Origin of the sequence: Burkholderia sp. AU30198 (genome assembly GCF_020419825.1) — a bacterium.
Classification (GTDB): domain Bacteria; phylum Pseudomonadota; class Gammaproteobacteria; order Burkholderiales; family Burkholderiaceae; genus Burkholderia.
Map to the genome: position 1 here is coordinate 24,768 of NZ_JAIZSA010000026.1, position 26,565 is coordinate 51,332.

The following is a 26,565-nucleotide window of genomic DNA, read 5'->3' on the forward strand; positions in this document are numbered from 1 at the left end:
CTGTCTGCCGCGCTGCCCGAGTGCGGCAGCAACCGCGGGCGCGAACCTGGTCTTCGGTCTCGATCAACCGGATCGGCGAACCGTCCTGATCGCTCGGTGCGCCGATCGTGCCGCCCCCGGCTACGCGCGTCGGCCGGTGTGCACGTGGCCAGCCGGTCGCGTGTTCCGGAATGCCGGCTGCGGGCACGTCGTCGAAGAACGTGGCGACGTCCGCAAGCCGGAAGCAGCGACTGAACCGCTCGTCACCGGATCGCGTTCGGGGTGCGGACGGAATGCCAGCAACAGGTCGCCGCGGTTGAGGATCATCCCGCCGTCGTCGCGTCAGGTTTCAGCGAATCCCGGTTTTTCGTAGAAGCACGCGGTGACTTCGGAATCGCGCGTCGGCCGCTTGGGGCTCGCCCTGTCAGTCAACGCGGTGGTTCCGGATGGCGATGCGGTGAATCGCATGGGCGGGCACGGGCCGCCGTGGTGACTATCGCGTGTGAGGAAAGCAGAAGCCGAAATCCTCGCAGCCCGGGCAGCCGGGGGCGGGGCCCGGCGGCACATCGAGCGATGCGGCCACTTCCTGGGCGAGGAATTTCTTCCAGCGCAGGTGAGCGACGTTGCGCGCGGCAAGCGCGGGGAAATAGCGATCGAGCATCGCGGAGACCGCATCGCGCCCGTCGAGCCCGAGATCGCGCCACAGATGATCGGGGCGCAGGCACGCGTGCGCGATGATCGACGCGAGGCAACCGGCGTCGTCGCGGTCGGCGGCGGGATTTGCGTCGTCCATCAGTCGCGAGTGCAGTGTCGCGACGAACGCCGCGTGAGTGGAGGGCAGCAGCGTCACTGCGGCCGTCGACATGAGTGCCGCGGCATCGGCCGCAGGCAGGCGCGGAAACTGTCGCGCCAGCAGGCCGGCCAGCTGTGTGTGAGACAGGCCGAGCAGCCCTAGCTCATTGCGGTGCGCGCGTGCCGCAACGAGTGCGCCGAACAGGCGTGCATCGGGCGTGTCGGCGCTGGCCGCTGCGGACAGCAGCAACGGCAGCGCCCGTTGTTGAGCATGATCGAACGCGGCGGTCATCGCGTGCACCGGCCCGACAGCCGCACCGCGCGATTCGCGTGAATGCGCGGTGCCAAACGGATCGCCATCGCGATCGTCACGCGTTCACTCGACGCCGACGATCACGCTCGATGCCTTGAAGATCGCGGATGCGGCCGTGCCGCTCGCGAGGCCGAGGCGATCGACGCTGTCGTTGGTGACGATCGCGACGATCTCGGCGCCGCCCGCGGCCTTGATCACGACTTCCGAATTGACCGCGCCTTTCACGACCGACGATACGGTGCCCGCGACGCAGTTGCGGGCCGACACCTTGCTGCTGTCGACGTCGACCATCACGATGACCGACGACGCCTTCACGAGTGCGAATGCCTTCGAGCCGGCCGCGAGGCCCAGCGACGCCGCGCTGCCGTGGGTGATCACGGCGACGATGTCGAGGCCGTCCTGCGTGCGGAGCGTGATTTCGTCGTTGACGGCACCGGTCTTGACGGCGCTGACCTGGCCGGCGAAGTGGTTGCGGGCGCTGGTTCGCATGATGGATCTCCGGAAAATGAGCCGCCCGGCGGGCGGTGGGTAAAAGACGGGAAATTGCGGACGAGTTTACCGTCAATGCCGGCGAAATGCGGCTCGGGTTTGCGATGCCCGAGATTCCGGTTGCGAACGGTCGCGGGGTTTCGTCGGCGGGTTACTCGGCTGCGGTGACGGCGGCCGAGGCTGCCGATGCACCGCTTGCCGGCGCCTGCTTCGACATCGGCTTCGACGCGTCGGGCGCCGCATCGTCATCCCACCCGCCGCCGAGCGCGAGGAAGAGCCGCACCTGGTCGGCTGCGACCTGGCCTTCGGCTGCGGCGACCTGCGCCTGCACGCTCGTCAGCGTGCGCGTCGCGTCGAGATCGGAGATGAACGACTCGCGGCCAGCCAGATAGAGGCGATGCGTTTCGTCGGCAGAATTGCGTGCCGATTCGTAGGCCGTGCGCAGCGCTTCCGTGCGCTGCACGTCCGCCGCGTAGGTCGCGAGGCTCGACTGCGTTTCGCGCAGCGCGTTCAGCACGACGCCGTCGAAGTGCGCGAGCGCGCCGCCCGTTGCGGCTTCGGCTTCGCGCACCCGCGCACGCTGGCCGTTGACGGGGAACGACCAGCTGATCAACGGGCCGAACGACCAGCGATTCGTCGTGGACGAGAACAGGTCGGCGGCGACACCGACCGAGCCGGCCGACGCGCCGATGCTGATCGACGGGTACAGCGCGGCGGTCGCCACGCCGATGCGCGCGGTCGAGGCGGCGAGTTGCCGCTCGGCTTCGCGTACGTCGGGGCGGCGGCGCAGCAGCGCGGCGCCGTCGCCGATCGGAATCGGCTGGCGCAGCTTCGGCAGGTGCTCGCATTCGGCGACGGCCTTCGGCAGGTCGGCCGGCGAACGCGCGAGCAGCGCGGCGAGCTGGTATTGCGCGACCTTGCGGCGGCCTTCGAAGCGCGGGATATCGGCGGCGAGGGTGCGCACCTGCGTCACGCCGCGCGTCACGTCGGTCTGGTTGCCGCGTCCGGCGTCGCGCAGCCGCTGTGACAGCGCGACGCGCTGCTTCTGCAGCGCGAGCGACTGCTTCGCGACAGCCAGCTCGTCGCCGGCCGAACACGATTCGACGTACGCGCGCACGACATCGGCGACGACCGTGATGCGCGCCAGGTCGCCGGCAGCCCGGACGGCCTCGCTGTCCGCGCGCGCGGCTTCGACGCCGCGCCGCAGCTTGCCGAACAGGTCGATCTCGTACGATACGTTGATGCCGACCGTGCCTTCGTTGACGACCGGCAGCTTGTTCTCGAGCAGGTATTGCTCGGCCGATTCCTGCGCGCGCTGCACGGCGGCTTCCGCGCCGCCCGAGAAGCCACCCTGCTGGTTCGCGACTTCCAGTGCCGCGCGCGAGCGCGCGAGGTTGGCCGCGGCGACGCGCAGGTCGGTGTTCGACTTCAGGGCATCGCGCACGAGCCCGTTGAGCACGGGGTCGTCGTAGAGTTGCCACCAGTTCCCGGGTACGGCGTCGCGCGACACGAGCGTGCCGTTCGCATCGTCGAGCGCATGGTTCGCGAGCGGTGCATTCACGTACGCCTGCTGCGGCAGCGTGTAATCGGGGCCGACGGATTTGCACGCGCCGAGTGCGAGCGCAAGCGGCGCGAGCGTCGCGGCGAGGCGCAGACCGTGCCGTTTCATTGCGATGCTCCTGCTGCGCCGGCGGCCGTGCCGGAAGCCGTCGATACCGGTGTGACGGCCGATGCCGTGCTGGCGGCCGCCGCCGACGCGCCAGCGGCCGGCTTCGCTTTGTCGTCGCGGCGCGTGTCGGCTTCGCGCATCGAGACCGTCGCAGTGCGGCCCGCGATCATCCGGAAATCCTCCGGCACCTCGTCGAGCACGACACGCACCGGCACGCGCTGCGCGAGCCGCACCCAGCTGAATGCCGGGTTCACGTTCGGCAGCAGGTTCGCACCCTGCGTGCGGTCGCGATCCTCGATCGCGGCGACGATGCTTTGCACATGGCCGCGCAGCGTATGCGGCTCGCCCATCACGATGATGTCGACCGGCTGGCCGATGTGGATGCCGCGCAGCTTGGTTTCCTCGAAGTAGCCGTCGACGCGGAACGAATTGCGGTCGACGACCGACAGCACCGCGCGGCCGGCCGGCACGTATTCGCCGACGCGCGGTGCGCGGTCGTTCAGGTAGCCGTCTACGGGACTGACGATCGTCGTGCGTTGCAGGTTCAGCTTGGCGGTATCGAGCGACACCTGCGCGTCGGCGACGGCGGCTTCACCCTGTTCGACGCGCGTGCGGCTTTCCTCGACCTGCTCGCTCGCGACCAGGTTGCCGAGTTGCAGGTTGCGGGCATATTCGCGCTTCGCCTGGGCGAGCGTCGCGCGGCGTTGCGCGAGCGTGGCTTCGGCGAGCCGTTCCGCAAGCGTGTAGCGGGCCTGGTCGATCACGAACAGCACCTGGCCGCGTTTGACCTCCTGGTTGTCGGCAACCTGCACCGACGTGATGAGGCCTGCGACGTCCGGCGCGACCTGGATCACGTCGGCGCGCACGTGACCGTCGCGGGTCCATGGCGAGAACATGTAGTAGTTGACGATGCGCCACAGCACGATGGCGGCCACGATGACGACGATCAGGGTGAGCAGGATTTGCCCTGCCGAGAGCCAGGTTTTTTTCACGTTAGGTAGCCACGAGATGGTGGGAAACGATCACGACGGCGGCAAACACGAACACGTAGATGCCGAGGTCGAAGATCGAACGGTGCCAGACGAGGCGGTAGAAGCCGACGCGCTCGAGCACGGCGCGCACGACGATGTTGATCAGGTAGGCGATCAGCATCAGCACGAGCGGGGCCGGCACGAATACGCCGAAGATGTCGATTTCGCCGATCATGGTCGCGGTCGGAAAGACGGATGGGAAAGCGGGATCATGCGCGTGCTCCGTCCGACGCCTGCGGCGGCTGTCCCGCCGCGGCCGGATACAGCGACAGGCGCAGGCCGACGAGCGCGTGCAGCGTGTCGCGCAGCCGGCGATGCGTGGCGGGCGTGGCCGGCGCAGCGGGCGCCGCGCCGTTTTCCGCCTGCGTGGCGCCCGGCAGGTTGCGGCCCGCGACGCGTTGCAGTGCATCGTCGATCGTCGCAAGCAGCGCGGGCGGCGCCGGCTGGCGCGCGTTCGCGGCGGCGCAGCGTTCGTAGTGATCGGTGACGCCGGCCAGCACGCGGTCGATCGCATCGGGCATGTCGCCCGACAGCTTGCGGCGCGCGCGGCGCAGGTCGAGCGCGTTCAGTGCGATGCGCAGGTCGCGGAAGCTCTCGATCGACGGATGGCGATGGTCGTCGGACGCGCCGAGGCGCGGCAGCAGATGCGTGACGCGGTCGAGCATGCGCGACGCGTGGTTGCGCTGGTCGTCGAGCGGTTGCGTCGACGCGGAACGCGCGACATCTTCCCAGCCCGAGCGCAGCAGGCGACGCACCGCGAGTTCTGCACCGAACGGCCGCGTCGCACGTGTCCACACATAGGCGAACAGCAGCCCGGCGACGCCCGCGAGGTTGCTGTTCAGGAACACGAAGAAATCGGCGTCGTACGCACCCTGGATGCTGATGAAGGTGGCCGTGTTCACGGCGACGAGCATCGTCACCATGTTGAACTGCGGGCGCGGCAGCAGTGTGCCGATCAGGATGAACGGGCCTGCGAACATCACCACGAGCATCGCGAAATCGTGCACGTGCGGCAGCACGACGAACAGGTACAGGCCGGCGAACACGACGCTTGCGGTCGTCGCGAGGAAGAACTTGAACACCAGCGGCGCCGGCTCGTCGAGCGCGGCGAAGAAGCTGCACGACACGGCCACGAGCGTGACGGCCGCGGCGCCGTCGTGCCACCCGGACGCGATCCACAGCCAGCTCGCGAACACGATCGCGGCGACGACGGTCAGCGTCGAGAACAGCATCATCCCGCGATCGAAGAAGCGCTCGGTGCCGCCGAGCCGCCAGTGCCGGTAGCGCGGCTGCCAGACGCCCGCTTCGTTGCCGATCAGCGCGCGCAGCGAACGGCAGTCCTGCCAGATGTCGATGACCTGGCGCAGCCGCCACAGCGCGTTCGACAGCAGCGCGCCGTCCCAGCTCGCGAGCGCGTCGTCGCCCGGCTGCAGCGCGGCGATGCGTTCGCGCAGGCGTTCCGCGACCGGGTCGTCGGTCAGGTCGCCGTCGCTGCCGGCCCTGACGGCCGGCAGCGGCGCGTCGAACCATTTCGCGGCATCGGCGAGCAGCGCGTCGAGTCCGGCCGGCCGGATGTGCAGGTCGCGCATCAGCGCGATCAACGGATCGGCGAGCGACGACATCAGCGGCAGGAACAGCTGCATGCGGCCCGCGAGCGCCTGTGCGCGCGCGAGGATGCGCGGATGCGCATGGTCGTAGCTCAGCTGGCTCAGCAGGAATTCGAGGCCCGTGATGGTCGCCGCGAGGCGTTGCCGGCACGCGGACAGCGCCTTGCCGGCAATGTGCCCGGACAGCGTTTCGCGGCCATAGAGCGCGGCGTCCTTGAACCACGCGTCGGTGCGCTCGATCAGCGTCGGCGCGAGCCGGTTCGGGAAGATTGCGCTGCCGACCACGCTCGCGCACACGATGCCGAGCACGATCTCCTCGGTACGCGCGATCGCGACGTCGAACACGGTGGACGGATCGGTGACGGTCGGCAGTGCGACGAGCGGCATCGTATAGCCGGCGAGCATGAACACGTAGCTGCGCGCGGTGCGGTCGGAGATCGCGAGGTAGAGCAGCGTGCCGCACCAGGTGGCGACGATGATCGCGAACAGCAGCGGCGTCTCGACGAACGGCGGCACGAAGAAGATCGCGGCGGCCGCACCGAGCGCGGTGCCGAGCGCGCGATACAGCGCCTTCGAGCGCGTCGCGCCGACGAACGGGTTCGACACGATGTAGACGCTCGCCATCGCCCAGTACGGGCGCGGCAACTGGAAATACAGGCCGAGGTACAGCGCCAGCATCGACGCGGCGAACGTCTTGCCCGAGAACAGCCAGTCGCGCAGGCTCGGATAGGTCATGACGTGGCGTTGCCGGTGTGGGACGCGCGCGCGGCGGGCGTGTGCGACTCGGATGCATTGAAGGCGTCGAGCACGCGCAGCGTCGCTTCGAGATCGGCGCGCGTGACACCCTTGAGCACCTGCGCACGCAGCGCGCGCAGGTCTTCTTCCATCTTCGCGGTGACCGCGCGGCCGGCGGCCGTCAGCGAGATCGTCTTCGCGCGGCGGTCGTGCGGATCCTCGTCGCGGCGCGCGAGGCCGGCCGCGCACAGCTGGTCGAGCAGGCGCACGAGCGACGGCCCTTCGATGCCGACGTGTTCGGCGAGCGTGCCTTGCCGCACGCCTTCGCCGAGGCGGCCGGCGATCAGCAGCGGCGTCGCGCAGGCTTCGGACACGTTGTATGCGTTCAGCACGCCGTCACTGGTGCGGCGCCACTTGCGCGCGGACAGCACGAGCAGGCTGCTGACGGCGAGACGGAGGTCGTGCAGATTGGTCATGGGCGAGATGATAGGGGCAAAATAATTCGATAGCAAACTATCGTTTTTGTCACCCTGACGACACGTCGCTCGCGGCGCGGCCGGCTCGTTTGAAGCAATTTAGGCGGCGTGCCGGCGATGGTCAAGCTGTAAGGTGGTCGGCGCGGGAGCGTGCGGCGGCCGCGATCGAATGGTCAGATGAAAGGCATCCGGCAGCGCAACCCGGCAGGTCAGGCAGGCTCGAAGCCGGGGTTCGGGAAATCCGGCTTCGCGAAACGGCGCGCGGCGTGCATATTGGGACCGTTGCAAGCCTCCCGGAGATTCCGCACGTGTCCACTTCATCCTCGCAGCCCCCTGGCCACGCGTCGCTCGACGCGTGGCTCGGCAAGACCGAAACGCTCGGCGACGACATCACCGCGTTCCCGCTGAACGCGCTGGCCGCCACGCTCGACCGTCCGTCGCCCGGCGACGTCGTGCCGCCGATGTGGCACTGGCTCTATTTCCTGCCGGTTGCGCCGCTGGCCGAAGTCGGCCCCGATGGCCACCCGAAGCGCGGCGGCTTCCTGCCGCCGGTGCCGCTGCCGCGCCGCATGTGGGCCGGCGGCCGCCTGACGTTCCATGCGCCGCTGCACACGGGGCGGCGCGCGACGCGCGAATCGACGATCGCGAACCTCGAGGACAAGACGGGCCGCAGCGGCCGGCTCGTCTTCGTGACGGTGCAGCACCGGATCGAGTGTGACGGCGTGCTGTGCGTCGAGGAAGAGCACGACATCGTCTATCGCGATGCGCCTCAGCCGGGCGCACCCGCGCCGAAGCCGATCGCGGCGCCGGCAGGCGAGACGTGGTCACGCACGGTCACGGCCGATGCCGTGATGCTGTTCCGCTATTCGGCGCTGACCTTCAACGGTCACCGTATCCACTATGACCGCAGCTACGTGACGCAGGAGGAGGGCTATCCGGGGCTCGTCGTGCACGGCCCGCTGATCGCGACGCTGCTCGTCGATCTCGTGCATCGCGAACAGCCCGGAGCGACGCTCGCGAGCTTCGCGTTCCGCGCGGTGCGCCCGACGTTCGACGGGGAGCCGTTCACGCTGTGCGGCAAGCCGTCGGACGACGGCAATTCGATCGAGCTGTGGGCGAAGGATCGCGACGGCTGGCTGACGATGCAGGCGACCGCGACCCTGGCGTGACGGGCGCCGTTCCGTTGATCCGCGATGCAGCAAGATCGGTACACGGATGGCCGTTACCGCACGCTGTCGGCGCCCGGGTTGGCACTCGGGCGGGCCCTGACGCTCGTCGGCAATCCCCTGTAATCTGCGAGCAGGTCGCGTGCCGTTCGCCGGACGGCGCGGCGCGCGGCCGGCCCTTCCACTTGCCACGCATCGCATCAGGAGCACGTATCTTGGCCACCTACATTGTGTTTACACGTGAAAGCATGCAGGACCAGCAGGAATTCGACCTCTACCAGAGCAAGGTCGGCGCGACGCTCGCCGGGCATCCGGTGAAAGTGCTCGCGGCCTACGGGCCGCAGGAAACGCTCGAGGGCGACGGCCCGGAAGGTGTCGTGATCGTCGAGTTCCCGTCGAAGGAAGCCGCGCATGCGTGGTATCGCGGCCCCGAATACCAGGCCGTCGTGCAGCACCGGTTCAAGGGCGCGCGCTATCGCGCCGTGCTGGTCGAAGGCGTCTGAACGACCCACGTCGCGCGTTTCCGGCGGCGCGTTGCGACGCCGGGCGCCCGCCCCGCCCATGAATACATCGATCTCCGCCACTGCACCCGTTCGCCCGCCGATGGGCCGCGCCACGATCGTGCTGTTCGCGATCAGCGTGCTGTTCTATCTGGTCGCCATGTTCACCGCGCCGTTCCGCACCGGCGCGCCCGTCCCGCATCCGTGGGCCGACGGCTGGCAAGTGCTGCTGACGGGCTGGATGGGTGTGCTTGGCGGCATCTATGCATGGCTTGCGAATCCGCTCGTGTTCGCTGCCTGGCTGCTGACGGCGAAGCGCTACCGCGCGCAGGCGGTCGTGCTGGCCGGACTGGCGTTGCTGTTCGGGATGAGCTTCCTGACGCAGCACCAGATCGCCGTCAACGAAGCGGGGGACGTCGAGCCGGTGCATCTCGACGCGATCGGCTACTGGTGCTGGCTCGCGAGTTTCGGCGCGGCGGCGGTCGGCGCGGCGTTGTTGCCCGGGCGGACGAAGCCGCGCTGATTGATTGCGGACGGTTCGATGCGGAGTCGACGGAGGCGACGCCGCCCGCATCGCAGCGATCCGCGGCATCGGCACGCGACGCGACATGGCGTCATGCGTGCCGATGCATTGAAGGCACGCGCCGCGCCTTCACCCTTCACCCGATGTGCGTCTGCAATGCACGCAGCCAATACGACACCGCGACCGCGCCGCCGTCCGGCGTGCCGATCGCGCGTTCGCCGAGATAGCTCGCGCGCCCGGCGCGCGGCGTCATGCGTGCCGTTTCCTGCGCGCCGTGCTCGGCGGCTTCGACCGCGGCGGCCCAGGCGCCCGCGGCATCGCGATCGTTGTCGAGCGCACGCTCGAACGCGGCGACGGCCGGCACCAGCGCATCGAGCATCGTCCGGTCGCCGGCGTGCGCGCCACCCAGTTCGCTGATCGAATCCACCGCGCCACGGAACGCCGCGGCCCAGTCGCGCGCCGATGGCTCGGCGATCTCGGCCAGCCGGCGCGACGCGCGCAGCAGCGCGGTTGCATAGAACGGCCCCGAGCTGCCGGCGATCGCGCGGCGCAACGCGGCGCCGAGCGCCGCAAGCGCGCCGGCCGGTGTGCCGTACGCGGTTTCCGGCAGTGCGAGGATCGCCTGGGCGGCACGCAGCATGCTCGCGCCGAGATCGCCGTCGCCGGCCGCCGTGTCGAGATCCGTCAGCGTCTGCTCGTGATCGATCAGTGTTTGCGCGACCGCGTGCAGCGCCGGTTGCAGGCGCGCCGCCCACGCGCGGCCAGCCGCATCGAGCGGCGGCAGCGGAGCTTCCTGCACGGCGGCCGCGGCCACGCGGATCTGCGTATTCACGGCGCCGCCGCCCGGCCATGCGCGCGCCTGCGTCGGCGCGTCGAGCAGCACCGCGCGTTCGTCGTTCAGCCGCAGTACCGAGATCGAGCAGCCGGGCATGTTCAGTGCCGACAGGAACGTGCCGGCCCACGCGCGCGCAACGACGATGCCGCGCCGGTGCAGGTTGTCGTACGCGGCGCGCAGCACGATCGCGAGTTCCATGTCAGGCGTCGCGCCGAGGCCGTTGACGAACAGCGCGACCCGTTCGCCGCGGTCGAGCACGAGATCGGCGACGATGCTCGACAGCAGCGTGTCGACCAGCGCATCGGCCGGCAGCGGCGCGCGGCGTTCGACACCTTTCTCGCCGTGGATGCCGAGGCCGAGTTCGATCTCGTGATCGGCGAGGCTGAAGCCCGACTTGTCGGCGCCCGGGATCGTGCAGCCGTCGAGCGCGACGCCCATCGTGCCGAGCTCGGCCGCCGCGTCGCGCGCGATCGCGGCGACGCGGGCGAGCGGCAGCCCGCGCGCGGCAGCCGCGCCGGCGAGCTTGTGGATCAGCACGGTGCCGGCGATCCCGCGCCGCTGGCCGCGCTCGACGCGGCCGCGCAGCGAGACGTCGTCGGCGACGATGACCGTTTCGACCGGAATGCCTTCGGCCCGCGCGAGCTCGGCGGCGAGCCCGAAATTGAGCCGGTCGCCGGTGTAGTTCTTCACGATCAGCAGTGCGCCGTTCGGGCCGGCGCTGGCACGGATCGCGGCGAGCACGGCGTCGGTGGACGGCGACGTGAACACTTCGCCGCAGACGGCCGCGCTCAGCATCCCTTCGCCGACATAGCCGCCGTGCGCGGGCTCGTGGCCGCTGCCGCCGCCGGAGAGGATGGCGACGGCGCGCTGCGCCGGCTCGGGCAGCGGCTGGCGGACGAGCACGTGCTCGTCGCCGAGGATCGCGACATGCGGTGACTGCCGTGCGATACCTTCCAGCATTTCTCGCACGACATCGGACGGGCGGTTGACAAGCTTTTTCATGGCGACGGGGTTCCGGACGGGTGAACGAGGCTCGGCCGGGCCTGCACGGGCGCCGGACGGCCTTTCGTGTTGCGGAGGATCGTGCGGGCGCCTTGTCGTCGTGGGCAGGCAGCCATGTATGGGATGACCGTATGCAGGGGCGAGACGAGGCGCACGCTTCGCGCCACGATACATCAGGTTCGAACGTTGCTGCACGGATCGCGGCGCGACCCGCGCCGGAGCGGGGCGGCGGCGCGCTCCCATACGTGGCTACTTCATCGCCGCAATTTCCTTCGCGCGAATCAGCCGCGCGCGCAGCACGTTACGGCTGATGCCGAGCAGGCGCGCGGCCTGGATCTGGTTGCGGTGGCTGAATTCGAACGCGACACGCATCACGGTGTCCTCGATGCGTTCGAACAGATTGCCGTGATCCTCGTCGAACAGGTCGCGCAGCGCGCGTTCGAGCGCGGCCTGCGCGCCGGCAGCCGGCTCCGGTGCAGACGTGGCGGCGGTCGGCACGCCCGGCGACGCGAGGTGCAGGTCAGCCTCCTGCAGCGCGTCGTGGCGGCTCACGAGCAGCGCGTGGTGGATCACGTTTTCGAGTTCGCGGATATTGCCGGGCCAGCCATGTGCCTCGAGCCGGCGCTCGGCGCGCGGATCGATGCTGCGCGGCCCGTAGCCGAGGCGGCTCCGGTAGTCGTCGAAGAAGTGGCGCGCGAGCGGCAGGATGTCGCCCGGGCGTTCGCGCAGCGTCGGCACCGCGAGCTGCACGACGTTGAGCCGGTAGAACAGGTCGCCGCGAAACTGTCCGTGCGCGACGGCCTGTTGCAGATCCACGTTGGTCGCGGCGACCACGCGCACGTCGATCGGCACGCCCGTGCGCGACCCGAGCCGTACCACCTCGCGCTCCTGCAGCACGCGCAGCAGCTTGACCTGCATCGACAGCGGCAGGTCACCGATCTCGTCGAGAAACAGCGTGCCGCCGTTCGCGGCTTCGAACCAGCCGGGCTTTGCGCTGAACGCGCCGGTAAACGCGCCTTTCTCGTGGCCGAACAGTTCGCTCTCGACGAGCGTCTCGGAGAACGCGCCGCAGTTCACCGCGACGAACGGCCCGTTGCTGCGGCGGCTGAGGCCGTGCACGTGGCGCGCGATCAGTTCCTTGCCGGTACCGGTCTCGCCGACGATCAGCACGTTCGCGTCGCTCGGCGCGACCAGGCGAATCCGTTCGAGCAGCGCGACCGAGTGCGGATCGACGAACACCTGCGCGCGGGCACGAATGGATGTCGTGAGCGCGGGCCGGTCGGGCAGCGTGAGGACGGGCGCGGCGTCGGGCCACGCATCGGAAGGGGAGTGGTTCACGAGTAGAAGCCCGGCGTTGGATAGGTTCGCTTGAGCGCCCATTCGCCGATCTCGCGAATCTTGTATGCGAGCGGGTCGTGGAGCGTATGGGTGCGCAGGTTGCGCCAGTGCCGGTCGAGCCGCAGCGCGCCGTGCGTCGCGCGTGCCCCGGCGACGTCGAACATGCGCGTACAGAGATCGAGCCCGGTGCGCGCGGCCGACACCTTGGCCGCGGCCGTGGCGAGCGCGACCTGGCCGCGCTCCGCCTGCGTGAGCGCCGCATCGCGCGACCATGCGGCGTCGAGCCGGTCCGCCGCGCGATCGGCGAGTACGCGTGCGGCTTCGAGTCCGATCCAGAATTCACCGTACTGGCCGAGGATGTACGGATCGTCGCCGGTGCTCTCGACCTGTGCGCCGGGCCACGGCCGCGCCTCGTGCAGCGTGTAGTGCCGCGCGTCGTTGAACGCGGCTTCGGCGATGCCGAGATACACGTTTGTCAGCACGAGCTGCGCGACGAGCGGGCGCAGGCACGCGAACGGCGTCGACAGCGGGCCGGGGTCCGTCAGCAGTTCGTGATCCTCGACGCGCACTTTCTCGAACGTGACCGTGCCGCTGTCGGTCTGGCGCTGGCCGATGTTGTTCCAGTCGTCGGCGATCGAGATGCCGCTGCGCTGCGTCGGCACGGCGGCGATCAGGAACGTGCGCGTGTCGGCGTCGTGCGCGGACGCGATCAGCATCTGCGAATCGAGCGCCCCCGAACAGAAGCTCTTCTGGCCGCTGAATTCGTGCCACGCGCCGCGCGAGCGGCTGATCGTGCGCTCGTCGAGCGGATTCAGCGCATTGCCCCAGAACCACTGCTGGCGCGCGGTGCGCTCGAACCACGATTCCCACTGCGCGGGCGCGCCGAACAGCCGCACGGTCGCGAGCATCAGGTGATGGAAGCCGAACACGTGCGCGAGCGAACTGTCGGCGGCCGCGAGCACGCGGACGACGTCGAGCGTCGTGCGCCAGCTCGCGCCGAGGCCGCCGTAGGCGGCCGGGATGCTCAGCGCGAGCAGGCCGCTGTCGCGCAACTGGTCGCGCTCGGCCTTTGGCGTGCCGCCTTGCTGGTCGCGTTCGGCCGCGGTGCGGGCAAAGCCGGCCGCCAGGCGCTCGGCGATTTGCAGCGCGTCAGGGGGCACCGGTTCGACGCGGGACGGCGTGACGACGCGCAGGCTTTCCGCGCGGGGCGATACGGAAATGGATGTCATGGCGATGAATGCGTCGGGTCGCTGCACGAAAACGGTCAGGCCGCGATGGGCGTTGCTGACCGGGTGCTGCGTGATCAGCAGAGTGTTCAACGTTTTGCGCTACGCGGGAAACATCGATTTCTGATAACCAATGCCGGATTGCTGCGGTGGACGCAGTTGCGCGTGGCGAGGCCGTGCGGCGCAGCGATCGGCGGCACGCCAAGTGACGATGCAGCAGTCATGTCGACGCTACTACAAGAGTGGTACGAGTCGCGCCGGCGCATGAACACGAAAAGCTGGCGCCAATGCAACCCGACGGACGCCGCACGCCTGCCGGAATCCGTGTCGAAACGGAAAAACGTGCTTGGCGGGCACAGCGCTGCTGATCACGCAGCAGCGCATCAGCAGCGCTGTTTCCTCCGGTTCATCGCGCTGCGGAATATGGATGTGATGCCGCGTCTGGCAGGCTTATCGACGTGCTGCAATCGACGGGAGGGCTGCGACAGGCCGTCGATCGCGATGCATTTCGTCATGCAGACGATCGATTTTCATCGAGACCGTCGAAATGGCACGCTCCTTGCTGACCGATGACGTGATGGGTGCGTCGGCACCCGACTCGACAATGGGAAGGCAACCGATGAGCAATGCAATCAACGTGGTCGCGATATCGGGCGGCCTGCAACGGCCGTCGCGCACGCTGGCGCTGACCGACGCGATCGTCGCGGCACTCGGCGCCGCGCTGCCGATCGACACGCGGCTGATCGAACTCGGCGAGATCGGCGGCCGGCTGGCCGGCGCGCTGACGCGCAAGCAGGTACCGGCCGACCTCGACGCGCAGATTCGCGCGATCGAGACGGCCGATGCGCTCGTCGTCGCGAGCCCCGTGTATCGCGCGTCATACACGGGACTCTTCAAGCACCTGTTCGACCTCGTGCATCACGAAGCGCTGATCGACGTGCCCGTGCTGCTCGCGGCCACCGGCGGCAGCGAGCGTCATGCGCTCGTGATCGACCACCAGCTCCGCCCGCTGTTCAGCTTCTTCCAGGCACGCACGTTGCCGATCGGCGTGTACGCATCCGAAAGCGATTTCGACCAGTACCAGATCGCGAACCCGGCATTGCGCGCGCGCATCGCGCTCGCCGTCGATCGCGCGGTGCCGCAACTGCGCCCGCATGCGCTTTCCGTCGCGGCCGCGTAGGCCGCCTGCGATTTTTTCTCTCGACCAGGACACACTCATGAGCCATACCGATCCTTCCGCCGACGGCGTCAAGTTCGCCTACTGGGTGCCGAACGTCAGCGGCGGCCTCGTCGTCAGCACGATCGAGCAGCGCACCGACTGGAGCCTCGAATACAACCAGCAGCTCGCGCGCACGGCCGAGGCGGCCGGCTTCGAGTATGCGCTGAGCCAGATCCGCTTCACGGCCGGCTACGGCGCCGAATACCAGCACGAGTCGGTGTCGTTCAGCCAGGCGCTGCTGCACGCGACGACGAAGCTCAAGGTGCTCGCCGCGATCCTGCCGGGGCCGTGGCATCCGGCCGTGGTCGCGAAGCAGCTCGCGACGATCGACCACATCTCGAACGGGCGCATCGCGATCAATGTCGTGAGCGGCTGGTTCAAGGGCGAATTCACCGCAATCGGCGAGCCGTGGCTCGAGCACGACGAACGCTATCGGCGCTCGAAGGAATTCATCCAGGCGCTGAAGGGCATCTGGACGCAGGACAACTTCACGTTCAAGGGCGACTTCTACCGCTTCAACGACTACACGCTGAGCCCGAAGCCGGTGCAGAAGCCGCATCCGGAGATCTTCCAGGGCGGCAGCTCGCGGGCGGCGCGCGACAACGCGGCGAGCGTGTCGGACTGGTACTTCACGAACGGCAATACGCCGGAGAACCTGAAGGCGCAGATCGACGACATCCGCGCGAAGGCGGCCGCGAACAACCATCGCGTGCGGATCGGCGTCAACGCGTTCGTGATCGCGCGCGATACCGAGGAAGAGGCGAAGGCGGTGCTCGACGACATCATCCGGCACGCGCACGTCGAGGCCGTGCATGCGTTCGGCGATGCGGTGAAGCAGGCCGGCAGCGCGTCGCCGGAGGGCGAGGGCAACTGGGCGAAGTCGACGTTCGAGGATCTCGTGCAGTACAACGACGGCTTCCGCACGAACCTGATCGGCACGCCGCAGCAGATCGCCGAGCGGATCGTCGCGCTGAAGGCGATCGGCGTCGATCTCGTGCTCGCGGGGTTCCTGCACTTCATCGAGGAAGTCGAGTACTTCGGCAAGCGCGTACTGCCGCTCGTGCGCGAGCTCGAGGCGCAGCGGCAGGCGGTTGCCGCGTGATGCGGAGGCCGGTGCGCGGCGGGCGCTCACGCGTGCCGCGCGCAGGCCGATCGAAGGGGCGACACCGCTGGTTCTTGCGGGTCGACCCGGTTTGACGTTTCGGATATCGAAACAGGAGGTTGGCGGTTGCTTCACGACACCGCCGGCCGGTTCATGAGCTTTGCCGGAATTGACATGTCTACGGAAATCATCGAAGAAAACGTGCAATCGCAAGCGGGCGCCACGCACGCTCCCGTTCCCGTCATCGGCTCGGATGCCGAGGCACTCGACGTCGCGCACCAGGTCGCGGCGCAACTGGCCGAGCACGCCGCGCTGCGTGACCGCGAGCGCAAGCTGCCGTTCGACGAGATCGAGCTGTTCTCGTCGAGCGGCCTGTGGGGCATCACCGTGCCGCGCGAATACGGCGGCGCGGAAGTGTCGAACGTGACGCTCGCGGAAGTGATCGCGATCGTTTCGCAGGCGGACCCGTCGCTCGGCCAGATTCCGCAGAACCACTATTGCCTGATCGAGGACATTCGCCTCGAAGGCAGCGATGCGCAGAAGCGCTTCTTCTTCGACCTCGTCCTGAAGGGTACGCGCTATGGGAACGCGTTCTCCGAAGCGGGCGGCAAGAACGTGCTCGATATCCAGACGCGTGTGCGCCGCGACGGCGACGCGTTCGTGCTGAACGGCCGCAAGTTCTATTCGACCGGCACGCTGTTCGCGCACTGGATTCCGGTGCTCGCGCTCGACGAGTCGGACCAGGCCGTGCTCGCGTTCGTGCGGCAGGGTGCGCCGGGGCTGACCGTCGTGGACGACTGGAGCGGCTTCGGGCAGCGCACGACCGCGAGCGGCACGGTGATCGTCGAGAACGTGCGCGTGAGCCCGTTCGAAATCTTCCACACGCAGCGTTCGTACGACCGCCCGACCTTCGCGGGCCCGTTCGCGCAGATCACGACCGCCGCGATCGACCTCGGCATCGCGCGCGCCGCGCTGCAGGACACGATCGCATTCGTGCAGCAGCATGCGCGACCGTGGATCGACAGCGGGGTCGAACGCGCGAGCGAGGATCCGCTGACGGTCGCGCAGATCGGCGACATCGCGTACCGCGTGCACGCGGCCGAGGCGCTGCTCGCGCGCTCGGGACGCTTCGTCGACGCGGCGAAGCGCGAGCCGAGCGAGGAAACGGTCGCGCAGGCCGCGATCGCGGTCGGCGAGGCGAAGATCGCGACGACCGAGGTGTCGCTGCTGGCCGCGAGCAAGCTGTTCGAGCTCGGCGGCAGCAAGTCGACGCTCGCGAAATACAACTTCGACCGCCACTGGCGCAACGCACGCGTGCATACGCTGCATGACCCGGTGCGGTGGAAGTATCACGCGATCGGCAACTACTACCTCAATGGCGTGAAGCCCGCGCGCCATTCCTGGAACTGACCGGCTCGCGCCGGCGCATTCACCGCAACGAATCATGGGCAAGGAAATCGCGCTGAACGCCTTCTCGATCGATCGACGGTCCGGGTTGCCTGCCCGCAGGCTTGGGGCGGTATTCGGGCGATCAATCACGTCGCTATCCCACCAGCGGTATCGGCTCGCGTTCGCGACGACGTTCACGCGCGAGCTGTTCGACGGCCCGTTCATTGCCGATGTGCCCGGCGTGTACGCCGTCTACCACGTGCGCTTTCGCGCGTCTGCACCGGCAGCCGCCACCGCTGCCGATATGGCGCACGCGGCGCCGCTTCATTCCTGACGAGGTAAATCGATGAGTCATCCAGCAAGCACCGCGCAGGCACTGCCTGCGCAGCATGCCGTGCCGCAGGCGAGCGGCCTGCGGCGCAACTACCTGAGCCTGCCTGAACTGATCGCGCAATCGATCGGCCTCGTCGGCGTGTCGGGCGGGATCGGCGTGCTGATCCCCGCCGTCTTCGCGACGGCCGGCAACGGCACGTGGCTCGCGTACCTGTTCGCGATCGTCGCGCTGTTGTTCGCGTCGTGGAGCATCTCGGTGTTCGCGCGCGACTCGGCGTCGCCGGGTGCGTTGTATGCGTACGTGTCGGCCGGCATCGGGCCGGTCTGGGGCGCGATCTGCGGCTGGTCGCTGCTGATCGCGTATGCGGTGGCCGCCGCGGGCATCCTGGAGGGGACGATCAACACCTTTCTCGTGCTGGGCCGCGAGACCGGGCTGCTCGGCAGCGCGACGCCGCTCGGCGCGGTGCTCGGGCTCACGGTCGTCACCGCGTTCGCCGCGTGGTACATCGCGTTTCGCGACATCCGGCTGTCCACGCGCTTCACGCTGTTCGTCGAACTCGCGACGCTGCTGCTGATTGCCATCGTCGTGATCGGCACGATCGCGTTCGGCGGGCATCCGGTCGACCGCGCGCAATTGACGCTCGAAGGCGTGAAGCCGACGCAGCTGCAGCTCGGCATGGTGCTCGCGTTTTTCAGCTTCACGGGGTTCGAAAGCGCGACCGTGCTCGGCGCCGAGGCGCGCGACCCGTTCCGCGCGATTCCGCGCGCGGTGCTGATCAGCGTCGTCGGGCCGGCGATCCTGTTCGTGATCGGCGCGTACGGGATGGTGAGCGCGTTTCACGGGCAGACGCCGTCGCTCGATCAGGTCGACGGCCCGCTCGCGGTGCTCGCGCATCGGCTCGGGGCCGGCTGGGTCGGCGTGCTGATCGACGCGGGCGTGGCATTGAGTTTCTTCGCGGCGTTCTTCTCGTCGATCAATGCGGCGGCGCGGATCGTCTATACGTTCGGGCGGCAGGGCGTGCTGCATGCGTCGACGGGCCAAGCGCACGAGCGGAATGCGACACCGCACGTCGCGGTGGCGCTGATCACGGTGCTGGCGCTGGCCACGGCGCTGGTGTTCACTGCGCGCGGCACCGCGTTGCTCGATTCGTATGGCTATCTCAGCTCGATCGCGACGTATGGCTGGCTGCTTGCGTACGTGCTGGTGGCGATCGGCGCGCCGCTTTATCTGCGCCGGCAGCGCCGGCTGCGCGCACGGCACGTGGCGATCAGCGTCGTTGCGGTCGTGCTGCTCGCGATTCCGCTGGCCGGCAGCGTGTATCCGGTGCCGGCGGGCGTCTATGCGTGGCTGCCTTATGTGTTCGTCGCGCTGCTGGCGATCGGGCTCGGGTGGTTCCTGGTGCTGCGCGTCCGGTTTCCGGAGCGGTTGCGCGAGCTGGAGGCCGAGCTGCTGACGAAGTGACGGTACCGTGCTGACGGCGGGTTGCTCGCGTTCCGGCCGGTCGGCGACGTTGCCGGCCGGCCAGCCGCCTCTGCTTCAGGGGCTCGCTCGCGGCCGTTACGCGACCCCGGCCATCTTCGACGCATCGACCACCATCTGCACGCCGAGTCCACCCAGAATGAGCCCCATCGCCCAGCGCTGTGCGAGCAGCAGCGTCGGGCGCCCGTGCAGGAACTTCGCGATGCTGCTCGAACAGATCGCCACCAGCCCGTTCGCGGAAGCGAACGCGGCGATCAGCAGCGAACCGAGAAACAGCGATTGCCCGAGCACGCTGCCGTTCCCGTAGTCGATGAATTGCGGCAGCAAGGAAATGAACAGCATCGCGAGCTTCGGGTTCAGCACGCTGGTCGTCGCGCCCATCGCGAGCAGCCGAAGCGGCCGCTCGCTCGGCAACGCCTGCACTTCGAACGGCGAACGGCCGCCGGGCCTGACGGCCTGCCACGCCAGATAAAACAGGTACGCCGCGCCGACGACAGCCAGCCCGCTGCCCGCATAGGGCACGCTCATGAACAGCGTCGTGATGCCGAACGCCGCGCCGAACATGTAGAACAAGTACCCGATCATCACGCCACCGAGTGAAATGAGCCCCGCCGTGCGTCCTTGCGCGATCGAGCGCGACATCACATAGACCATGTTCGGCCCGGGCGTGACCGCGAGCATGCCGCCGATGACGAGAAATCCGTAGAGCGATCCGGAGGTGTGCATATCTGATGATTCCTGCAACGAGTGAGGGCTGACGGGAATCATTGTCCGACCGTGGAGGGGAACAGTAAAACGGGATAAACTGAATTGATTGATCAGTTTTTCTGAAGACGATGAAAAAGCTCGACCTCGATGTACTCGCGATGGTGGTGGCCGTTGCCGAATCCGGATCGTTCGCGCAGGGCGCGCAGGTGGTGCACCGGTCGCCGTCGGCGGTGAGCATGCAGATCAAGGCGCTGGAGGATGCGCTCGGCAAGCCGCTGTTCATCCGCGATACGCGCAACGTGACGCCGACCGACGACGGCACGATGCTCGCCGAGTACGGCCGCCGGATGCTGGCGATGCGCGACGAGGCATGGGCGTCGGTCGTGCGTCCGGAGATCCGCGGCCGCGTGACGATCGGCGTGCCCGACGATTACATTTCGTCGCTGCTGCCGCAGGTGCTCGGCAAGTTCGCCGCGATGCATCCGCGCGTGGAAGTGCGCGTGATCGGCCAGCCGAGCAGCGCGCTGGTGCCGATGCTGAAGGACAACACGGTCGACCTCGCCTGCCTCACGCGGATCAAGGGTGTGACCGGCGAGCTGATCCGGCTCGAACCGCTCGTCTGGACCGGGTCGTCGAAACGTAACGTATGGGAGGAACGGCCGCTGCCGGTGGCGTTTTTCACGTACGGCGGCAGCATGGCGCGCGATCGGGCGGTCAAGGCGCTGAACCGGCGGAAGATCCCGTACCGGATGTCATACGAAAGCCCGAGCCACCTCGGCCTCCTCAGCATGGTGGAGGCCGGGCTCGCGGTTGCGCCGCTGGCGCGCTGCTGCGTTCCGGATCATCTCGTGCAGCTGTCGGAAAGCCACGGGCTGCCACCGCTCGGTGAAATGGAGGTCGTGCTCGCGCGCAGCGCGCAGTCCGCGCGCCCGCCGTGCGACTACCTGGCCGAGCAGATTCTCGGCGAATGGCGCACCTGAGCGGCCCGCCGGCGGCCGCGTTTCAGCACGACTTCAGCAGCCATTCGCGGAACGCGACGAGCGACGGCAGCGTCTCGTTCCCCGGCGGGTAGACGAGATAGTAGCTGCGCTGGCTGGTGATCGCGTCGCCGATCGACACGAGCTCGTTGCGGCTCAGCTCGTCTTCCACCAGCACTTTCGGCACCAGCCCGATTCCCATGCCGGCCCGCACGGCCTGGATCAGGTGCGACGTCAGCTCGAAGCTCGGGCCGATGCGCATCTGGCGATGGTCGAGACGATAGTGCGAGAACCATTCCGCCCACGCCTGCTGGTTGCTCGTCACGCCGAGCAGCGTCTGCTTCGCGGCCCACGCCGGCGAATGCGCGTCGGCCTTGCGGCGGCTGCCGGTCTCCGGGGGCGCGATCGCGATCAGGAACTCGTTGTACAGCCGGTGCGCGTGCAGGCCCGGCCAGTCGCCCGCGCCGACGGTAATGGCCGCATCGAGGTCGTCGTTGAGGAAATCGATGGCGCCGATCCGCGAGTGAAGGTGCACGGTCACGCCCGGATGCGCGGCGTAGAAGTCGTGCAGGTGCGGCAGCAGCCATTTCGAGCCGAACGTCGGCAGCGTCGCGAGCCGCAGCGTGCCGGCGCCCGCCTGGTGGGACATCGCCTGCAGCGTCGCGCCGCGGATGCGCCCCAGTGCGCCGCTCAGCTCGGTGAAGTAGCGCCGCCCGACTTCGGTCAGCTTGACCGAGCGGCCCTCGCGCCGGAACAGCGGCACGCCGAGCTGGTCCTCCAGCGTCTGGACTTGCCGGCTGATCGCGCTCTGGCTCAGCGACAGCTCTTCGGCCGCGCGCGTGTAACTTTCGTGCCGCGCGGCGGCCTCGAACACGAGCAGCAGCGACATCGACGGGGTGAGGCGACGGTAATTCATGAGTTTTATGCAATATTCGCCGGATGAGAATTCGTTTGTTTCTCATGGAAGTTCCAAAGATACTGGAATTCCCGGTCGCGTGGAAACTTGCTAAAAAATCATGTTTCGGCCACGCGAACCGGCCGGCTCCACCCACACTGCGCTTTTACCCCATGTCGATCGCCTCGTTGCCCCGTCCCGCCAGCCCGCCCGCGCATGCGTACCGTGACTTTCTCGCCGCGCTGCAGGCCGCCGGATTCGCCGGGGAAATCCGCGCCGACCATGCGAACCGGACGGTGCAGGCCACCGACAACTCGATCTACCAGCGTCTGCCGCAAGCGGTGATCTGTCCCGCGCATGCGGACGATGTCCGGCTGCTGGCGCGGCTGCTCGCCGAGCCCGCGCATCGCGACGTCGCGGTGGCCGCGCGCGGCGGCGGCACGGGCACCAACGGGCAGTCGCTGACCGACGGCGTGGTCGTCGACCTGTCGCGCAACATGAACCGGATCCTCGAAATCGACGTCGAGCAGCGCTGGGTGCGCGTGCAGGCGGGCGTCGTCAAGGATCAGCTCAATGCGGCGCTGAAGCCGCACGGGCTGTTTTTCGCGCCGGAACTGTCGACGTCGAACCGCGCGACCGTCGGCGGGATGATCAACACCGACGCGAGCGGGCAGGGCAGCTGCACGTACGGCAAGACGCGTGACCACGTGCTCGAGCTCGATTTCGTGCTGATGGGCGGCGAGCATCTGCACAGCGACGCGCTCGCGAGCGACGAGCTGGAGCGCCGCTGCGCGCGCCAGGACCGCATCGGCAAGGTCTACCGTACCGCGCGGCGCATCAGCGACGACAAGGCGGCGCTGATCGAGGCGAAGTTTCCGAAGCTCAATCGCTGCCTGACCGGCTATGACCTCGCGCACCTGCGCGAACCCGACGGCCGCTTCAACCTGAACAGCGTGCTGTGCGGCGCGGAAGGCTCGCTCGGCTTCGTCGTCGAGGCGAAGCTCAACGTGCTGCCGATCCCGAAGTATTCGGTGCTGGTCAACGTGCGCTACGCGGGCTTCATGGACGCGCTGCGCGACGCGCGCGCGCTGCTCGCGCTCGAGCCGCTGTCGATCGAGACGGTCGACTCGAAGGTGCTGATGCTGGCGATGAAGGACTTCGTGTGGAGCAGCGTGGCCGAGTATTTTCCGCAGGACGACGCTCGGCCGACGCTCGGCATCAACCTGATCGAATTCAGCGGCGACGACGCGGATGACGTCGACGCGCGCGTGCGCGCGTTCGTCGACCATCTGCGCAACGATACGAGCGTGGAGCGCCTGGGCCACACGCTCGCGGCCGGCGACGACGCGGTGAAGCGCGTGTATGCGATGCGCAAGCGCGCGGTCGGCCTGCTCGGCAACGTGCAGGGCGAGGCGCGCCCGCAGCCGTTCGTCGAGGACACCGCGGTGCCGCCGGAGAACCTCGCCGCGTACATCGCCGAATTCCGCGCGCTGCTCGACGGCCACGGGCTGCAATATGGGATGTTCGGGCACGTCGATGCGGGCGTGCTGCACGTGCGGCCGGCGCTCGACATGAAGGACCCGAAGCAGGCGGCGTTGGTGCGGCCCGTGTCGGATGCGGTGGCCGAGCTCACGCAGCGCCACGGCGGCCTGTTGTGGGGCGAGCACGGCAAGGGCGTGCGCTCCGAATATGCGCCGGCGTTTTTTGGCGAGCTGTATCCGTCGCTGCAGCAACTGAAGGCCGCGTTCGATCCGCACAACCAGTTCAACCCGGGCAAGATCGCGACGCCGCCGGACACCACGATGCGGCTGCTGAAGATCGACGAAGTGCCGACGCGCGGCGATCACGACCGGCAGATCGACGAGCGCGTGTGGCAGAGCTACGGCACCGCGATGCACTGCAACGGCAACGGCGCGTGCTACAACTTCGATCCGGACGACGCGATGTGCCCGTCGTGGAAGGCGACGCGCGAGCGCGTGCAATCGCCGAAGGGGCGGGCGTCGCTGATGCGCGAATGGTTGCGCCTGCAAGGTCAGGCCGGCGTCGACGTCGTCGCGGCGGCGCGCGCGCGGCAGCCGTTCCTGAGTGGTCTTGCCACGCGCTGGCGCAACAGCCGCGCAGCGCGCAACGGCGAAGCCGACTTCTCGCACGAGGTGTACGACGCGATGGCCGGGTGCCTCGCGTGCAAGTCGTGTGCGGGGCAGTGCCCGGTGAAGGTGAACGTGCCGGAGTTCCGCTCGCGCTTCCTCGAGCTGTATCACCAGCGCTACCTGCGGCCGTTGCGCGATTACCTGATCGGCTCGCTCGAATTCACGATGCCGTGGATGGCGCGGGTGCCGGCGCTGTACAACGGGCTGATGCGCTCGGGATGGGTGCGCACGGTGCTGGAGCGGCATGTCGGCATGGTCGACAGCCCGCTGCTGAGCCGCTTCGATCTCGCGGCCGTGATTCGTCAATGGCGCGTGAAGCCGGCCGACCCGCAGGCGCTCGCCGCGCTGAGCGACGCGCAGCGCGCACGCAGCGTTGTCATCGTGCAGGACACGTTCACGCGCTATTTCGATACCGAACAACTGGCGACGTTGATCGAGCTGGCGGCGCGCACGGGCTTTCAGGTGTGGCTCGCGCCGCTCGCGCCGAACGGCAAGGCGCTGCACGTGCAGGGCTTTCTGCGCGCGTTCGAGCAGGCGGCGATCCGCAATGCGACGCAACTGGCCGCGCTGGCGCGCTCGGGTGTTTCGCTGGTCGGCCTCGATCCGGCGATGACGCTCACGTATCGGCAGGAATACCTGAAGGTGACGGGGCTCGCCGATGTGCCGAAGGTCGCGCTGCCGCAGGAATGGCTGCTGCACGCGCTGCCGGAAGCGGGTACGGCAGAGAGGGCTGGCGGCGTGCCGGCGTCGTACCGGTTGCTGCCGCACTGCACCGAGAAGACCAATGCACCCGACAGCGGCAAGCAATGGGCGCAGGTGTTCGCGCGACGCGGGCTGCGTTTGCAGGTTCAGGCGACCGGGTGCTGCGGGATGTCGGGCACCTACGGGCACGAGGCGCGCAATCTCGAGACGTCGAAGACGATCTATGCGCAGTCGTGGGCCGCGCAGGTCGATGCGGCGGACGCGGAAGGCGAGGCGCTGGCGACCGGGTATTCGTGCCGCAGCCAGGTGAAGCGGATGTCATCGAAGCAGGTGCGCCACCCGTTGCAGGCGCTGCTCGATCACGTGCGGGCCGCGGGGTGACGATCGGGTGGGTCGTCCGGCGTCGCCGGCATGCGGCTGCGGGCCGGCGGCGCATTCACGTCGGGCCTTGATTTTCCGGCGTCTGCGGGAGGGGGAACGTTCGCCACGGCTTCGGACGCCGCCCCGCGTCGGCCGGCCACCTCATCGCCGGTTCCTCGCATCGTCCACCATCGAGCACCATCGCTCCAGCGGATGCCGGGCGAGCAGCGCTGCGCAATGAATCGCAAGCGCCGGCAGGCGGAGCAGGAAACCCTTCCATCGATCGGCCATCGTGTTCTCCGGTGTCCGTATGCGAAGCGGGCGACGTCGGTCGCCCGCACCCTCTATAGCCCGAGCGCCGTCCGCACGGTAGCCAGCCCGTTCCTCCCGTCGAAACTCGTGACACCGTCGAGCCAGCCATCCAGCACGTCGGGATGCTGCCGGAGGTACGCCCTTGCCGCGTCGTCCGGCCGCGTCTTGTTCATCACGTCGAGCATCAAGCGGTTTTCCATGTCGGTCGTAAAGCGCAGGTTCGAGACCAGCCGCCCGGCATTCGGACAGCGTTGCGCGAAGCCGTTGGCCGTCAGCGTATACACCCTCGCTTCCCCATAGTTCGGGCCGAACGACGCGTCGCCACCGGCGAGATACTGGATCGGCACCTGGATGTTCATCGGGTGCGGCGCCCAGCCGATGAATACCACCCACTTCCTTTCGCGGACCGCGCGCTGGACGGTGACCAGCATGCCGGCTTCGCTCGATTCGACGAGCTTGAACCCGCGCAGGCCGTGCTCGTTGTTGTCGATCATCCGCTGAATCGTGGCGTTCGCGCTGCTGCCCGGTTCGATGCCATAGATCTTGCCGTCGAGTTCGGCGCGATGTTTCGCGATGTCGTCGAACGACCGGAGCCCGCCCTGGTACGCGTAGTCGACCGTGGCGAGCGTTTCTTTCGCGCCGGACAGGTTCGGCGGTTCGAGCTTGACGAACGCATGCGAATCGAGGAACGGCTGGATCTGCTTGTCCTGAATGGGCCACCAGTAGCCGAGCGACACGTCGATCTGCCGGCTTTTCAGTCCGGCGAACGAGATCGGCACGGACGACAGCGTCGTCGTCGGACGATAGCCGAGGCTCTCGAACAGCAGCGACGCGAGTGCCGTGGTGACCGTGATGTCGGTCCAGCCGATGTTCGAGAGCCGCACCGGTCGACACGCTGCGTCGTCTTGCGCGGAAGCCATGCCGGGCAGCGACGACGCGATGACCAGTGTTGTCAGCATGCGAGCCATTCTGGATTTCATGATCGGGCCGGGAGAAAGGGGTGAGGGGGCAAGGGTTTCGAAAGGCACCCAGGTTCACGCGTGAAAAGTGGAACCACGCATGCACACCATGCTAGCGAAGCCGCCGCAACGGGAAACCGGCAATTGCGACATCAAGTTATGAAAATCGGCCGGCTCGTGACGCTGCCGCGCATGCGGTGGTCCAGCCAAAGTTTTTTTGGGGCAAATGGCTTTTTTTTCATCGTTTGCGAAGGCCATGGCCGATGCGTAACTTCAGTACCGAAGCGCAACTTGCCGA

General features: G+C 68.3%; 24 protein-coding genes. 11 read left to right on the forward strand and 13 right to left on the reverse strand.

The window, feature by feature from the left end; all coding sequences use genetic code 11:
* Positions 1 to 472: 472 nt before the first annotated feature.
* From LGN19_RS35910 to LGN19_RS35940, 7 genes are all read right to left on the reverse strand, one after another.
* Complete coding sequence (locus LGN19_RS35910) at positions 473 to 1,063, reverse strand: nitrogen fixation protein NifQ (RefSeq protein ID WP_122950651.1); 591 nt, start codon at positions 1,061 to 1,063, stop codon at positions 473 to 475.
* An 84-nt stretch (positions 1,064 to 1,147) separates the two neighbouring features.
* The gene (locus LGN19_RS35915) at positions 1,148 to 1,573 is read right to left on the reverse strand and encodes a TOBE domain-containing protein (protein ID WP_122950221.1); all 426 of its coding nucleotides are present in this window, start codon (positions 1,571 to 1,573) and stop codon (positions 1,148 to 1,150) included.
* A 151-nt stretch (positions 1,574 to 1,724) separates the two neighbouring features.
* Positions 1,725 to 3,242 (reverse strand): efflux transporter outer membrane subunit, encoded by a 1,518-nt coding sequence (locus LGN19_RS35920; protein ID WP_226219851.1) that lies wholly within the window; start codon positions 3,240 to 3,242, stop codon positions 1,725 to 1,727.
* Positions 3,239 to 4,234, reverse strand: a complete 996-nt coding sequence (locus LGN19_RS35925; RefSeq protein WP_226219852.1) for an efflux RND transporter periplasmic adaptor subunit — start codon at positions 4,232 to 4,234, stop codon at positions 3,239 to 3,241. Before LGN19_RS35925 ends, LGN19_RS35920 begins: the two co-directional genes overlap by 4 nt.
* 1 nt (position 4,235) lies before the next feature.
* Positions 4,236 to 4,448, reverse strand: coding sequence for a DUF1656 domain-containing protein (locus tag LGN19_RS35930; protein WP_011350409.1), 213 nt, complete (start codon positions 4,446 to 4,448; stop codon positions 4,236 to 4,238).
* Between the two features lie 34 nt (positions 4,449 to 4,482).
* Positions 4,483 to 6,615, reverse strand: coding sequence for an FUSC family protein (locus tag LGN19_RS35935; RefSeq protein ID WP_226219853.1), 2,133 nt, complete (start codon positions 6,613 to 6,615; stop codon positions 4,483 to 4,485).
* Positions 6,612 to 7,091, reverse strand: a complete 480-nt coding sequence (locus LGN19_RS35940) for a MarR family winged helix-turn-helix transcriptional regulator (RefSeq protein WP_043185339.1) — start codon at positions 7,089 to 7,091, stop codon at positions 6,612 to 6,614. The genes LGN19_RS35935 and LGN19_RS35940 overlap by 4 nt, the downstream gene beginning before the upstream one ends.
* A gap of 308 nt (positions 7,092 to 7,399) precedes the next feature.
* On the opposite strand from LGN19_RS35940, the gene LGN19_RS35945 reads away from it, so the two are divergent.
* From LGN19_RS35945 to LGN19_RS35955, 3 genes are all read left to right on the forward strand, one after another.
* Entirely contained in the window at positions 7,400 to 8,260 is an 861-nt protein-coding gene (locus LGN19_RS35945; protein WP_226219854.1) for a MaoC family dehydratase N-terminal domain-containing protein, read from the forward strand.
* Positions 8,261 to 8,472: 212 nt separating this feature from the next.
* The gene (locus LGN19_RS35950; RefSeq protein WP_226219855.1) at positions 8,473 to 8,760 is read left to right on the forward strand and encodes a DUF1330 domain-containing protein; all 288 of its coding nucleotides are present in this window, start codon (positions 8,473 to 8,475) and stop codon (positions 8,758 to 8,760) included.
* 58 nt (positions 8,761 to 8,818) lie between these two features.
* Positions 8,819 to 9,280, forward strand: a complete 462-nt coding sequence (locus LGN19_RS35955; protein WP_226219856.1) for a hypothetical protein — start codon at positions 8,819 to 8,821, stop codon at positions 9,278 to 9,280.
* A gap of 136 nt (positions 9,281 to 9,416) precedes the next feature.
* On the opposite strand, the gene LGN19_RS35960 is transcribed toward LGN19_RS35955, so the two are convergent.
* From LGN19_RS35960 to LGN19_RS35970, 3 genes are all read right to left on the reverse strand, one after another.
* Positions 9,417 to 11,117: a dihydroxyacetone kinase family protein gene (locus LGN19_RS35960; RefSeq protein ID WP_226219857.1), complete on the reverse strand. Its 1,701-nt coding sequence runs from the start codon at positions 11,115 to 11,117 to the stop codon at positions 9,417 to 9,419.
* A gap of 249 nt (positions 11,118 to 11,366) precedes the next feature.
* On the reverse strand, positions 11,367 to 12,455 hold the full coding sequence (locus LGN19_RS35965; RefSeq protein ID WP_226219858.1) for a sigma-54 interaction domain-containing protein: 1,089 nt from the start codon (positions 12,453 to 12,455) through the stop codon (positions 11,367 to 11,369).
* The gene (locus LGN19_RS35970) at positions 12,452 to 13,684 is read right to left on the reverse strand and encodes an acyl-CoA dehydrogenase family protein (protein WP_226219859.1); all 1,233 of its coding nucleotides are present in this window, start codon (positions 13,682 to 13,684) and stop codon (positions 12,452 to 12,454) included. The genes LGN19_RS35965 and LGN19_RS35970 overlap by 4 nt, the downstream gene beginning before the upstream one ends.
* Positions 13,685 to 13,729: 45 nt before the next feature.
* On the opposite strand from LGN19_RS35970, the gene LGN19_RS35975 reads away from it, so the two are divergent.
* From LGN19_RS35975 to LGN19_RS36000, 6 genes are all read left to right on the forward strand, one after another.
* Positions 13,730 to 14,254, forward strand: a complete 525-nt coding sequence (locus LGN19_RS35975; RefSeq protein WP_226219860.1) for a hypothetical protein — start codon at positions 13,730 to 13,732, stop codon at positions 14,252 to 14,254.
* A gap of 46 nt (positions 14,255 to 14,300) precedes the next feature.
* A complete protein-coding gene (gene msuE / locus LGN19_RS35980; protein ID WP_174959819.1) occupies positions 14,301 to 14,861 on the forward strand; it encodes an FMN reductase in 561 nt (186 codons plus the stop codon).
* Positions 14,862 to 14,898: 37 nt separating this feature from the next.
* Positions 14,899 to 16,002 carry a dimethylsulfone monooxygenase SfnG gene (sfnG, locus tag LGN19_RS35985; protein ID WP_175969043.1) on the forward strand — a complete coding sequence of 368 codons (1,104 nt, stop codon included), beginning with the start codon at positions 14,899 to 14,901 and terminating at the stop codon, positions 16,000 to 16,002.
* A gap of 174 nt (positions 16,003 to 16,176) precedes the next feature.
* Entirely contained in the window at positions 16,177 to 17,412 is a 1,236-nt protein-coding gene (locus tag LGN19_RS35990) for an SfnB family sulfur acquisition oxidoreductase (protein ID WP_226219861.1), read from the forward strand.
* A 34-nt stretch (positions 17,413 to 17,446) separates the two neighbouring features.
* Positions 17,447 to 17,725 (forward strand): hypothetical protein, encoded by a 279-nt coding sequence (locus LGN19_RS35995; protein ID WP_226219862.1) that lies wholly within the window; start codon positions 17,447 to 17,449, stop codon positions 17,723 to 17,725.
* A 12-nt stretch (positions 17,726 to 17,737) separates the two neighbouring features.
* A complete protein-coding gene (locus LGN19_RS36000; RefSeq protein ID WP_226219863.1) occupies positions 17,738 to 19,186 on the forward strand; it encodes an APC family permease in 1,449 nt (482 codons plus the stop codon).
* Positions 19,187 to 19,282: 96 nt separating this feature from the next.
* Here the strand turns inward: LGN19_RS36000 and LGN19_RS36005 are convergent, their stop codons facing one another.
* Positions 19,283 to 19,930 carry a LysE family translocator gene (locus tag LGN19_RS36005; protein WP_226219864.1) on the reverse strand — a complete coding sequence of 216 codons (648 nt, stop codon included), beginning with the start codon at positions 19,928 to 19,930 and terminating at the stop codon, positions 19,283 to 19,285.
* Positions 19,931 to 20,040: 110 nt separating this feature from the next.
* Here LGN19_RS36005 and LGN19_RS36010 point away from each other — a divergent pair, with 110 nt between their 5' ends.
* Positions 20,041 to 20,892 carry a LysR substrate-binding domain-containing protein gene (locus tag LGN19_RS36010; protein ID WP_226219865.1) on the forward strand — a complete coding sequence of 284 codons (852 nt, stop codon included), beginning with the start codon at positions 20,041 to 20,043 and terminating at the stop codon, positions 20,890 to 20,892.
* Between the two features lie 22 nt (positions 20,893 to 20,914).
* On the opposite strand, the gene LGN19_RS36015 is transcribed toward LGN19_RS36010, so the two are convergent.
* The gene (locus LGN19_RS36015) at positions 20,915 to 21,805 is read right to left on the reverse strand and encodes a LysR substrate-binding domain-containing protein (RefSeq protein WP_122950203.1); all 891 of its coding nucleotides are present in this window, start codon (positions 21,803 to 21,805) and stop codon (positions 20,915 to 20,917) included.
* Between the two features lie 152 nt (positions 21,806 to 21,957).
* Here LGN19_RS36015 and LGN19_RS36020 point away from each other — a divergent pair, with 152 nt between their 5' ends.
* Positions 21,958 to 25,017 (forward strand): FAD-binding and (Fe-S)-binding domain-containing protein, encoded by a 3,060-nt coding sequence (locus LGN19_RS36020; protein WP_226219866.1) that lies wholly within the window; start codon positions 21,958 to 21,960, stop codon positions 25,015 to 25,017.
* Positions 25,018 to 25,340: 323 nt separating this feature from the next.
* Here the strand turns inward: LGN19_RS36020 and choX are convergent, their stop codons facing one another.
* On the reverse strand, positions 25,341 to 26,288 hold the full coding sequence (choX, locus tag LGN19_RS36025; RefSeq protein WP_226219867.1) for a choline ABC transporter substrate-binding protein: 948 nt from the start codon (positions 26,286 to 26,288) through the stop codon (positions 25,341 to 25,343).
* Between the last annotated feature and the right edge of the window lie 277 nt (positions 26,289 to 26,565).